Raw genomic sequence first — 13414 nt, 5'->3', positions numbered from 1 at the left:
GGGTCTGGAGCGGTCGGATCTGGCGCGGATGCGTCGTATGGGTGTGCTGCCGATGTCGACGGAAGACGGGCTGCGACTCCTCGACACCGCCGAACGGTCCCCCGAGAGCGCGGTCCTGGCCGCGTGCCTCGACCCCCGCTCCCTCGCGGCCGGCGACGCCGCCGACCACCCCCTGCTGCGCGGCCTCGCCCGGAAACCCGCCGCACCCCGGCGCCGCAGCCTGACCGACGCCGCCCCCGGCACCGGAGACCGGGGCACGGCGCTGCGGGACTCCCTGCTCCGGCAGCCGCCCGCCGGACGCCGGGCCACCCTCCTCGACCTGGTCCGCGCCCAGGTGACCACCGTGCTCGGGCACGCGGACGCCGGCACGATCGCGCCGGACCGGGCGTTCAGGGACCTCGGCCTCGACTCGCTCACCGCCGTCGACCTGCGCAACCGGCTCGGCGCCGCCACGGGACTGCGGCTGCCCGCGACGCTGGCCTTCGACCACCCCAACTGCTCCGCCCTCGCCGGGCACCTCCTCGGCGAAGTCCTCGGAGCGGAGGCCGACGAGGCGGAGCCCACGGCCACCGCGCCCGGCCGGGACGGCCACGAGGCACCCGGTACGTCCACGTCCGACGACCCGATCGCCATCGTGGGCATGGCCTGCCGCTACCCCGGAGGCGTGACCACCCCCGAGGACCTGTGGCGGCTCGTCGACTCCGGCGGCGACGCCATCGGCCCGCTGCCCGCCAACCGGGGCTGGGACCTCGACACCCTGTACGACCCCGACCCCGACACACCCGGCCGGGCCTACGTCCGCGAGGGCGGCTTCCTGCACGACGCCGGGCGCTTCGACGCCGAGTTCTTCGGCATCTCGCCGGTGGAGGCCCTGGCCACCGACCCCCAGCAGCGACTGCTCCTGGAAACGGGCTGGGAGGCCGTCGAACGGGCCGGCATCGTCCCGGCGTCCCTGCGCGGCAGCCGGACCGGGGTGTTCGTCGGCTCGCACTACCAGGAGTACGGCCCCCGCCTCCACCAGGCCGGACAAGGCACCGAGGGCCACCTCATCACCGGCACCGCCGGCAGCGTGGTGTCCGGACGGATCGCCTACGTCCTGGGCCTCGAAGGCCCGGCCGTCACCGTCGACACCGCCTGCTCGTCCTCCCTCGTCGCCCTGCACCTGGCCGTCCGGGCGCTGCGGGCGGGCGAGTGCGACCTCGCCCTGGCCGGGGGAGTCGCGGTGATGCCGGGTCCGGGCGCCCTCATGGGCTTCAGCCGGCAGCGCGGCCTGGCACCGGACGGGCGCTGCAAGCCGTTCGCCGAGGCGGCGGACGGAACCTCGCTCGCCGAGGGCGCGGGCGTCCTGCTGGTGGAACGGCTCTCCGACGCACGCCGGAGCGGCCACCCCGTCCTCGCCCTGGTGCGCGGTACGGCGACCAACCAGGACGGCGCCTCCAACGGCCTCTCCGCCCCCAACGGACCGTCCCAGCAGCGCGTCATCCGCGCCGCCCTCGCCGACGCCCGCCTCACCACCTCCGACATCGACGCCGTGGAGGCGCACGGCACCGGCACCCGGCTCGGCGACCCGATCGAGGCACAGGCCGTCCTCGCCACCTACGGCGCCGACCGCGCCGACCGGGTCCCGGTACGGCTCGGCTCGGTGAAGTCCAACATCGGGCACACGCAGGCCGCCGCCGGGGCGGCCGGTGTCATCAAGATGGTGCAGGCGCTGCACCACGCCGTACTGCCCCGCTCCCTGCACCTCGACAAGCCGTCGGACCACGTCGACTGGACGAGCGGCGACGTCGAGCTGCTGCGCGACCCCGTCGCCTGGCCCGCCGGCGAACGGCCCCGGCGCGCCGGCGTGTCCTCGTTCGGCATCAGCGGCACCAACGCCCACGTGATCATCGAGGAGGCGCCGCGGGAGCGCCGGCCCGCACCGGACACCGCGGCCACCCCCGGCGCCTCCGGGGGCCTCCCGGTCCGCGCCCTGCCGTGGGTGCTCTCCGGGCACTCCCCGGCCGCGCTGCGCGACCAGGCCCGCCGCCTCCTCGCGCACCTGCGGCAGCAGCCGCCCGGCGCCGCCCCCGCCCCGCGCGACCTGGCCGTCGCGCTCGCCACCCGGCGGTCGCCGTTCACCCACCGGGCCGTCGTCACCGGCGAGGAGCACGACGACCTCGCCTCGGGACTGGCGGCCCTCGCCGCCGGACGGCCCGCGCCCCACCTGGTGACGGGCGCCGCACCGGCCGGGCGCACGGCGGTCCTGTTCACCGGCCAGGGCAGCCAGCGCGCGGGCATGGCCGGACAGCTCCACCGCACCCACCCGGTCTTCGCCGCCGCCTTCGACGCCGTCTGCGCCCGCTTCGACGCCCTGCTCCCCGACGAACCGCCCCTGCGGGACGTCGTCTTCGACACCGGCGAGACCGCCGCACGCACCCTCACCGGGACGCTCCACGCCCAGTGCGCGCTGTTCGCGGTCGAGGTCGCGCTGTACCGGCTCCTCGCCTCCTGGGGCCTGCGCCCCGACGCGGTCGCGGGCCACTCCGTCGGCGAGATCACCGCGGCCCACGTCGCCGGTGCCCTCACCCTCGCCGACGCGTGCACGCTCGTCGCCGCCCGCGGCCGGCTCATGCGGAGCCTGCCCGAAGACGGCGCGATGGTCGCCGTACGGCTGCCCGAGGCCGAGGTCGAGCCGCTGCTGGCCGGCCGCTCCCACGAGGTCGGCCTGGCGGCCGTCAACGGCCCCGACTCCGTCGTCCTGTCCGGAGCGGCGGACGCCGTCGACGAGATCGTCGGCCGGCTCGAACAGCGCGGCGCGCGGACGCGTCGGCTGACCGTCTCCCACGCCTTCCACTCGCCGCTGATGGAGCCCGTGCTGGCCCCCCTGCGCGCCGAACTGGCCGGCCTCGCCGCTGCCGCGCCCGAGATCCCGGTCATGTCCCACCTGACGGGCGACTTCCTGCCCTCGGACCGGCCGGTCGAGCCGGAGCACTGGGTGCGGCACGTGCGGGAACCGGTCCGCTTCGCCGACGGGGTCGCCGCGCTGGCCGCCCGGGGCGTGACCACCTTCCTCGAGATCGGCCCCGACGCCGTACTGTCCGCCATGGGCCAGGACAGCGCCCCCGAAGCCGAGTTCATCCCCACGCTGCGCGCGAAGAAGGCGGAGCACGCAGGGGACGCAGGGCACGCGGCGGAGGACGAGGCAGCCGCCCTGACCCAGACCGTGGGGCAGCTCTTCGTACGCGGCGCGGACATCGACTGGTCCGCCGTACTCGGCGTCCCGGACGACGCGCCGTCCACCGCCGACCTGCCCACGTACGCCTTCCAGCGGACCGAGTACTGGCTGCCCTCGGAAGGCGGCGCCCGGGGCCCCGGGCACGCGGGCCTCGTCCCCCACGACGGCGACGACGCCGCCCTCGCCGCCGAACTCGGCCTGGGCGACCCCGAGTCGGCGGCCACGCTGCTGCCGCTCCTGGCCGCCTACCGCCGGCGACGCGACGACGATGCCCGAGTCGACGGATGGCGCCACCGCACCGCCTGGACGACGGCCGCCGTCCCCCCGGCGGCACCGGCCGGCACCTGGATCCTCCCCGTCCACGCGGAGCAGGCCGACGACCCGTGGGTCACCGGCCTCGTCGCGGCACTGTCCGCCGGGGGCGTGCGGCCGGTCCTCCTGCCGTGCGCCGGGGACGCCGCACTGGCCGGGCACATCCGGTCCGCGGCAGGCGACGCCGGGCCCGTCTCCGGGATCCTGTCGCTGTTCGCCCTGGCCCCGGGACGGCACCCCGCGCACGACGCGCTGCCCCGGGGAACCGTCCTCACCCTGGCGCTCCTGCGCGCACTGGAGGAGAGCGGCAGCCGGGCCCCGGTGTGGCACGCCACCCGCGCCGCCGCGGCGGTCGGCCCGGCCGAGCGGGTGCACCACCCCGAACAACTCGCAGTGCGGGCACTCGGACGCGTCGCCGTCCTGGAGTCCTCCCGGCACTGGGCGGGCACGGTCGACCTGCCCGAGCGGATCGACGCCTGGACCGGCGGCCGGCTCGCCGCGGTCCTCGGGCACAGCGCGGCCGACGGCGAAGGGGAGAGCGGCCACGAGTTCGAGAACGACATCGCCGTCCGCGGCGCCGGCCTCTTCGCCCGCCGCGTCGTCCAGGCGCCCGCCGCCGCACCCGCCCCCGCCCCTGCGACCGTCGACGCCGGCCCCGCCACCCCGTGGCCACCCACCGGCACCGTCGTCGTCACCGACGGCACCAGCCCCCTCGGCCGGCAGGTCGCCCTGCACCTCGCCCGCGGCGGCGCCGAACACCTCCTGCTCGTCACCCGCCCCGCCCCGGCGGATCCGCAGGCCGCGCCGACCGGGGCGGACACAGCGACCGCCACGGCCGGAACGCCCCCGGAGCCCGCGCCCGCGACCGAGGCCCTGCGCGCCGAACTCACCGCACTCGGCGCCCGCGTCGATGTCACCGCCCGCGACCTCGGCGACCGTGCCGAGGCGGCCGCCCTGCTGGACGGCATCCCCCCGACCGGCCCCCTCACCGTCGTCGTGCCCACCCGCACCGCGTCCGGCGGCAGCACCCTCGCCCAGCACACCGCCCCCGGGCTCCAGGAGACGCTGCGGGCCGATGCCCGGGCCGCCCGGCACCTGCACGACCTCACCCGCGACCGGACCGAACCGGCGGCCTTCGTCCTCCTCACCACCCTCGCCGCCACCGTCGGCGCCCCCGGGCGGGCCGGACCGGCCCTGGCCGACGCCCTCCTGGACGCCCTGGCCGAGGAGCGCCGAAGCGCCGGACTGCCCGTGACCCGCGTCGCGCTGGGCCCGTGGGCCGGTGCGGAACCCGCTGAGGACACCACGGAGGACACCGCGGCCCGGGACGGCGGCCTGCTCCCGATGCGCCCGGACCTCGCCCTGCGGGCCGTCGGCCGGGCCGTCCGCGCCCGGGAGACCGGGACCGCCGTCTTCGACGCCGACTGGGAACGCGTCGCGGCCCACGCCGCCGCCACGCCCGGAGCGCGGCCGACGGCCAGGCTGTTCGACGGCGTTCCCGCGCTGCGCGACGCCGTGCGCGGTACCGGATCCGCGCGCGAGGACACCAGCGCCGAGGACCCGGAGGAGTTCCGCCGCCGCCTCGGCACGCTGCCCGCGAGCGAGCGGAGCGCCGAGATGCTGCGGCTCGTACGCACCCACGCCGCCCTGGTGCTGGGCCACGGCACCGACGCCGTGGTGGCCCCCGACCGGGGCTTCGTCGAGATGGGCTTCGACTCGCTCACCGCGACCCGGCTGCGCAACCGTCTCGGCGCCGCGACCGGCCTCCAGATCAGCGCCGCCACCGTCCTCGAATGCCCCACCCCGCAGACCCTGTCCGACCACCTGCTCGGCCTCTGCACGGCCCCGCGCGCCCGCACGCGGCCCCGGCTGCGCCCCCGGAACCGCGACTGACACGCCGTACGCACGCGGGCGGGGCCGACCCGGAGGCCGGCCCCGCCCGCGTGCGTACGGTCAGCGCTTGACGCCCAGGCTCAGCCCGTGCTCGTAGGGCAGCCCCGGAACGGTCCCGACCTCGCCGAACCCGGCCTCGGTCAGCCAGCGTTCGTAGTCGCGCGCCGGATAGGCCATGCCCCGGCCGCTCGCCAGCACGTTGAAGTACAGCCCGAGCCGGGCGCCGAACACGCCGTCCGTCTCGTCGTCGGAGACGTTGTAGCCGTACACCATGACCCTGCCGCCCACGGGCAGGGCGTCGTACGCCTTCTTCAGCAGGAGCAGGATCGCCTCCTCGTCGAAGATCTCCAGCACATGGCTGAAGAGCACGGCGTCCGGCCCCTCGGGGAACGGATCGGTGAACATGTCACCGGGCACCACACTCACCCGCTCCGACCGCGCCCCCGCCTCAGCCCCGGACGCGAGCCGGGAGACGCTCGGCATGTCGAACACCGTCGTCCTGAGCCGCGGATGGCGTGCGACCAGCCTCGCCGAGGTGCTGCCGTCGCCGCCGCCCACGTCGAGCACGTGCCGCACGTCCTCGAAGACCGGCTGCCCGATCAGCGCGTCCACCGAACGCAGCGTGAACGCTGTCATCGCCCGGTGGAAGACCTCCTCCAGCGGAGGATTGCGGGCCAGCCGCCCGTACAGGGTCGGCTCGTCGCCGGGATGCGCCGACAGGGCGGTGTTGGTGCCCGCCCGCAGCGCCGCCGTCATGTCCGCGAACGCGGGATAGTAGACCTCCTTCCAGCCGGTCAGAATGTGACTCCAGCTGTCCGGCTCCTCGTCCGCGGCCAGCAGCTCCTCGGCGACGGACGAGTTGTGGTAGACACCGCCCCGCCGCTCCAGCAGCCCCGTCGTGCACACCGCCTGGAGCAGCACCCGCAACTGGTGCGCGGGCAGACCGCAGAACGACCGGATCTCCGCCGCACTCGCGCCGGGACTTCCCGACAGGAAGGCGAAGATCCTCAGCTCGGCGGCGGTGGTGACGGCGTTGAACAGCGCCGGAGCGTTGACGAGGAAGTGGAAGCGTTCGAGGACCGGGTCGTCCTCGTGAGCGTCTTCGTGGACGGCGTTCTTCATCGTTCTCCCGGGAAGGAAAGGCGTCGGCCGGCACGCCACGGTGGTCCCGGCACGCTAGGCGGGCACGAACCGGGCGGCAACGACGATCCCCGCCGTTACGGGCACACCGTCGCCCGCGACCGGACGACCCGCTCCGCCGCCCGGTGCCCGCGCACCCGTGCCGCTCGTAACTGTGGCTCCCACCGATGCCGGTGTCCGCCGCTCCTCAGCACCATCACTACTGCCCGCACAGGGCCGCGAAGCGCTCCGTGGACGGCCCGCGCGGACACGACCGACGGCCCAGCCCGCATGGAGGAGTGCACGTGATCCCTGCGTCCTACGCGCAACGCCGGCTGTGGCTCGTGGACCGGCTGGAAGGCCCGAGCGCCCTCTACACCGTTCCGCTGGTCCTGCACCTGACCGGGCGGCCGGACGTGACCGCGCTGCGGGCGGCGCTGCACGACGTGGTCGCCCGCCACGAGGCGCTGCGGACCCGGTTCCCCCAGGTCGACGGCGAGCCCGTGCAGGAGATCGTGCCCGTCGGCGAACTCGACGACCTGCTGACCGAGGACGAGGTACGGGCCGACGAGCTGCAGGACGAGATCGGCCGCACCGCCCGGCACGTCTTCGACCTGGCCGCCGGCATCCCCTTCCACGCCCGCCTCCTCACCGTCGACGACCGGACCTCGGCACTCGTCGTCGCCCTGCACCACATCGCCGCCGACGGCTGGTCCGCCGCCCCGCTCTGGCGTGACCTCTCCGCCGCCTACGCCGCGCGCCTGACCGGAGCCGAACCCGACCTCGCGCCCCTGCCCGTGCAGTACGCCGACTACACCCTGTGGCAGCGCGAACTGCTCGGCGACGCCGACGACCCCGGCAGCCTGCTCGCCGAACAACTCGCCCACTGGCGCGCGGCGCTGGCCGGTGCCCCCGAGGAACTCGCGCTGCCCACCGACCGGCCGCGGCCCGCCGCCTCCGCGCACGACGGCGGGGCCGTCCGCCTCGACGTACCGGCCGGCCTGCACGCCCGCCTCGCCGACCTCGCGCGGGACGAGAACGCCACCATGTTCATGGTCTGGCACGCGGCGCTCGCCGTCCTGCTCTCCAAGCTCGGCGCCGGCGAGGACATCCCCGTCGGCAGCCCGTTCGCCGGCCGCGACGAGGCCGACCTCGAAGACCTCGTCGGATTCTTCGTCAACACCCTCGTGCTGCGCACCGACGTGAGCGGCGACCCCGCCTTCACCGAGGTCGTCCGGCGGGTGCGCGGCACCGCCGTCGACGCCATGAACCACCAGGACGTGCCCTTCGAGCGGCTCGTGGAGGACCTGGCCCCGGCCCGCTCACTGACCCGGCACCCCCTCTTCCAGGTCAACCTCACCCTGCACAACACCCCGCGCCTCCCCGTCGACCTGCCCGGACTCACGGCCGTCGCCGAGTTCGCCGCGCCGCCGCTGGCCAAGTACGACCTCGACGTCCAGGTCCAGGAACACGTCGACGCGCAGGGCCGGCCCGCCGGACAGCGCGTCGAACTGCACTACAGCGCCGACCTGTTCGACCGCGCCACCGCCGAAGCGATCGCCGGCCGGCTCCTGCGCGTCCTGTCGCAGGTCGCGCACACCCCCGAACTGCCCCTGCACGCCGTCGACGTCCTCTCGCCCGCCGAACACCAGGCGCTGCCCGCCGCGGCGGGCAGCGCAGCGGCCCCGCCGCCCGGGGCGACCGTGCCCGACCTCTTCGCCGCCCGGGCCGCCGCCCACCCCGACGCGGCGGCCGTCACCCACGGCGCGACCACCCTCACCTACGCCGAGCTGGACGCCGAGTCCAACCGCCTCGCCCGCCACCTCGTGGCCTGCGGCGCGGGCCCCGAAACCCGGGTCGCGGTGTCGCTGGAACGCACTCCGGGCCTCGTCACCGCACTGCTCGCGGTCATGAAGGCGGGCGCCGCCTACCTCCCGGCCGACCCCGCCCACCCGGCCGCCCGGACCGGCGCGCTCCTCGCCGACGCCGCCCCCGTCCTCCTGCTCACCACCGCCGACACCGCCGCGCACGCCGCCGCCGCTCCCGACCTGCGCCGCGTCCTGCTCGACGACCCGCAGACCCGCACCGCCGTCGCCGCCCGCGACGCCGGCCCGCTTACCCAGGACGAACGCCGCACCCCCCTGCGGCCCGGCCACCCCGCCTACGTCATCCACACCTCCGGGTCCACCGGCGCCCCCAAGGGAGTCGTCGTCGGCCACGCCCAGGTGACGGCGCTGCTGCGGTCCGCCGCCGACCGGTACGGCCTCGGCACCGACGACGTCTGGACCTGGTTCCACTCCTACGCCTTCGACTTCTCGGTCTGGGAACTGTGGGGCGCCCTCCTCACCGGCGGCCGCCTCGTCGTCGTCGACCACGACACCTCCCGCTCCCCGGGCGACTTCCACGACCTCCTGGTCCGTGAAGGAGTCACCGTCCTCAGCCAGACCCCCTCCGCCTTCCAGCAACTCGACCAGGCCGACGCCCGCCGCGACGCCGCCGCGCTCGGTGCCCGGCTGCGGCTCCTGGTCTTCGGCGGCGAGGCCCTGGACCCCGCACGGCTCACCGACTGGCACGACCGCCACGGCACCGACGGCCCGCGCCCGGTCAACATGTACGGCATCACCGAGACCACCGTTCACGTCACCCACCTCGACCTGGACCCCGGCACCGCCGCCGCACTTGGCACGCACGGCGGCAGCCCCGTGGGACGCCCCCTCGACCACACCCGCGTCCACGTCCTCGACGACGCGCTGCGGCCCGTACCACCCGGCGTGCCCGGCGAGATGTACGTCACCGGGTCGGGAGTGGCCCGCGGCTACCTGAACCGGCCCGCGACGACCGCCGCACGCTTCGTGGCCTGCCCCTTCGAACCGGGCACCCGCATGTACCGCACGGGCGACCGGGCCCGCCGCGCCGCCGACGGCACCCTCACCTACCTGGGCCGCACCGACGACCAGGTCAAACTGCGCGGCTTCCGCATCGAACCCGGCGAGGTCGAGGCCGCCCTCCTGGACCACGCGCCGATCGGCCGGGCGGCCGTCGTGCTCCGCACCGACACCCCCGGCGACCGGCGACTCGTCGGCTACGTCGTCCCCCGCGACCCGGCCGCCGCCACCGGCGAGGCCGGCGCGGAACTGGCACGCCGGGCCCGCGAGCACGCCGCCGCGCTGCTGCCCGCCCACATGGTGCCCTCGGTCTGCGTGCCGCTGGCGCGGCTGCCGCTCACCGCCAACGGCAAACTCGACCGCGCCGCGCTCCCCGCCCCCGACCGGGAAGGCGCCGCGGGCGGCCGAGGCCCCGCGACCGCCCGCGAGGAGATCCTCTGCACGGCCTTCGCCGAGGTCCTGGACCTGCCCTCGGTCGGAGCCGACGACGACTTCTTCGCCCTCGGCGGCCACTCCATGCTCGCCGTACGCCTCCTCGACCACCTCAGGACCCGGGGCGTCCGCGTCGACATGCGGACCCTGTTCACCGCCCCGACGCCCGCCCGGCTGGCCGCCGCGGCGGGCCCCGAACCCGTGCGGGTCCCCGAGGGCACCGTCCCGCCCGGCGCCACCCGCCTCACCCCCGAGATGGTCCCCCTGGCCGGCCTCACCGAGGACGAACTGCGCACCGTCACCGACGCCCTGCCCGACGGCGCGGCCGGTGTCGCCGACGTCTACCCCCTCGGACCGCTGCAGGAGGGCCTCTTCTTCCACCACCGCCTGAACGCCGGCACCGGCACCGCGGGCGGCAGCGGCGACGGCGACCCCTACGTCGTCCGCTACGTCCTGGGCTTCGACACCCCGCGGCTGCTCGACTCGTTCCTCGTCGCGCTGGCCCAGGTCATCGACCGCCACGACGTGCTGCGCACCTCCCTGGCCTGGACGGGCCTGCCGCACCCCGTGCAGGTCGTGCACCGGCACGCCGAGCTGCCCGTGACCGAGACCGACCTGGGCGACGGACCCGACCCCGTCGCACGCCTGCTGGCCCACGGCGACGAGCCCCTCGACCTGCGCCGCGCCCCGCTGATGGACGCCCGCACCGCCACCGAACCCGGCACCGGCCGCCGGCTGCTCGCCGTCCGCATGCACCACATCACCCAGGACCACACCACGCTCGACCTGGTGCTGCGCGAGGCCACCGCCGTACTCGTCGGCCGGGGCGAAACCCTGCCCGCACCGCGTCCCTACCGCGAGTTCGTCGGCCGCGCCCTGCTCACCACCCCCGCCGAGGAACACCTCGCCCACTTCGGCCGGCTCCTCGGCGACGTCACCGAACCCACCGCCCCCTTCGGCGTGTGGGAGGTCCGGGGCGGCGGCACCGACGTCACCGAACGCCGCACCGTCCTCGGCGAACCGGTGGCGGCCCGGCTGCGCGCACAGGCCCGGCGCACCGGAGTGAGCGCCGCCACCGTCCTGCACGTCGTGTGGTCCCGGGTCCTCGCCGCCGTGTCCGGACGCGACGACGTCGTCTTCGGCACCCTCCTCCTCGGCCGCATGCAGGCCGGCGACGGCGCGGGCGACGTGCCCGGCATGTTCATCAACACCCTCCCGGTACGCGCCCGCACGGCGGGGACCGACGTGGCACAGGCGGTCCACGCCATGCACCACCAGCTCGCGGAGCTCATGGTGCACGAACACGCCTCGCTCGCCGTCGCCCAGCGCGCCGGCGGCGTGCGGCCACCCGCACCGCTGTTCACCGCCGTACTCAACTACCGGCACAACCCCGCGGGCGGCCCCGGCACGGTCCTGCCGCCCGGCACGGAACTCCTCGCCTTCCGGGAGCGCACCAACTACCCGCTGCTCGTCTCCGTCGACGACGACGGCGGGGCGCTCGCCTTCGACGTCCAGGCCGCCGCCTCGATCGACCCCGACCTCGTCACCCGGCTGCTGCACGCCACCACCGAGCGCGTCGTCGACGCCCTCGAACAGGCCCCGGACACCCCGCTCGCCGACGTCGACGTCCTGCCGGCCGCCGAACGCCACCGCGTCCTCACCGAGTGGAACGACACCGGCCGGCCCGACACGGCCCGCACTCTCGCCGACCTCCTCGCCGACCGCGCGACCGCCACCCCGCACGCCCCCGCGCTCACCCACGACCACCACGGCGCACCCGAACAGCTCGACTACGCCGAGCTGTTCGCCCGCGCCAACCGGCTGGCCCGCCACCTGATCGGGCAGGGCGTCGGCCCCGAGGACCGGGTCGTGCTCCTCATGGACCGCTCGCCCGACCTCGTCGTCGCGCTCCTCGCGGTCGTCGGGGCCGGTGCCGCCTACGTCCCCGTCGACCCGGACCAGCCCGCCGTACGCGTCGCCCACCTGTGCGCCGACGCCGCCCCGGCGGCCGTCCTCACCGGCACGGCCCACGCCGCGTCCGTGCCCCGGTCCGCGCCGGCGCCGATCGTCGTGGACGACCCCGAGGTACGCTCCGCCGTCGCGGCACACGCCCCGGACCCGATCGGCCAGGACGAGCGCACCGGCCCGCTCCACCCCTCCCACCCGGCGTACGTCATCTACACCTCGGGCTCCACCGGCATCCCCAAGGGCGTCGTCGTCCCGCACTCCGGAGCGGTCAACCTCCTCGCCTTCCGCTGGCCCGGCCTGACCGCCGACAGCAGCCTGCTGCAGTTCGCCTCGATCGGCTTCGACGTCGCGACCTGGGAGATCATGACGGCCTTCGCCGCGGGCGCCCGCCTCGTCGTCGCCCCCGCAGCCCGGCTCCTGCCCGGCGCCGGCCTCGAAGACGTCGTCGAACGCCACGCGGTCACCCACCTGCAACTCCCGCCGACCGTCCTCGGCATGGTCGCGGACGACCACCGACTCGCCTCCGTGCGCACCCTGCTGGTCGCCGGCGAGGCCCTCGGCCAGGCGCTCGTCGACCGCTGGGGCGCCGGCCGCTGGTTCGGCAACGCCTACGGTCCGACCGAGATCACCGTCATCGCCGCCGCCGACGGCCCACTGCGCCCCGGGGACGCCCCCACCATCGGCCGCCCCCTGCCGGGCGTCCGCCTGTACGTCCTCGACGCCCGCCTGCGTCCCGTCCCCGACGGCGTCGACGGCGACCTGTACGTCGCGGGCGCCGGCCTGGCGCGCGGCTACCTCGACCGGCCCGGCCTCAGCGCCGAACGCTTCGTGGCCGACCCCCACGGAGCCGCCGGCACCCGTATGTACCGCACCGGGGACACCGTGCGCCGCACCGCTGACGGCCGCCTGCTGTACACCGGGCGCGCCGACGACCAGGTCAAGATCCGCGGCTTCCGCGTCGAACCGGGCGAGATCGAGACCCGGCTCACCGAGCACGAAGGCGTCGCACACGCCGCCGTCGTCGCCCGCGACGACGTGCCCGGCGCCCCGGGCGACACACGCCTCGTCGCCTACGTCGTGCCGAGCGGTCCCGGTGTCCCCGGGCTGCCCGCCGCGCTGCGCGACCACCTCGCGGCCCTGCTCCCCGCCCACCTGGTGCCGTCCGCGTTCGTGGCCCTGGACCGGCTGCCGCTGTCGGTCAACGGCAAACTCGACCGGGCCGCGCTGCCCGTCCCGGACCCCGCCACCGGCGCCGGTGCCGCGCGCCCCGCGGGCACGTACGACGAACTGCTCTGCGCCGCCATGGCCCAGGTCCTGGGCGTACCGAGGGTGGGTGCGGACGACGACTTCTTCGCCCTCGGCGGCCACTCACTGCTCGCCGTGCGCCTGGTCGGCCGGATCCGCGCCGTGCTGGACGTCGAGATCCCCGTGCACGCGGTCTTCGAGGCCCCCACGGCGGCGCGACTCGCGGCGCGGCTGCACGAGTGGACGGGGGCACAGGTGCGTCCGTCGGTGGTGGCGGGGGAGCGGCCGGGGCGGTTGCCGTTGTCGTACGCGCAGCGTCGGTTGTGGTTCGTGGACCGGTTGG

The 13414-nt window shown here is 76.2% G+C and carries 3 protein-coding genes; 2 read left to right on the top strand and 1 reads right to left on the bottom strand.

All coding sequences use genetic code 11. The features are described from left to right. Positions 1–52 precede the first annotated feature (52 nt). Positions 53–5422, top strand: coding sequence for a type I polyketide synthase (locus tag IG94_RS44155; protein WP_157852402.1), 5370 nt, complete (start codon positions 53–55; stop codon positions 5420–5422). 60 nt (positions 5423–5482) lie between these two features. Here the strand turns inward: IG94_RS44155 and IG94_RS0137175 are convergent, their stop codons facing one another. Continuing rightward, a complete protein-coding gene (locus IG94_RS0137175) occupies positions 5483–6544 on the bottom strand; it encodes a methyltransferase (RefSeq protein ID WP_031048225.1) in 1062 nt (353 codons plus the stop codon). A gap of 302 nt (positions 6545–6846) precedes the next feature. Here IG94_RS0137175 and IG94_RS0137170 point away from each other — a divergent pair. Beyond that, positions 6847–13414, top strand: a 6568-nt coding sequence (locus IG94_RS0137170) for a non-ribosomal peptide synthetase (protein WP_031048223.1), incomplete at its 3' end; no start/stop codon positions are given.

The sequence above is a fragment of the Streptomyces olivaceus genome, assembly GCF_000721235.1.
Taxonomy (GTDB): Bacteria; Actinomycetota; Actinomycetes; order Streptomycetales; family Streptomycetaceae; genus Streptomyces; species Streptomyces olivaceus.
Note: the sequence above shows the minus strand (reverse complement) of the source record. Positions and strands in the feature narration are given on the sequence as shown.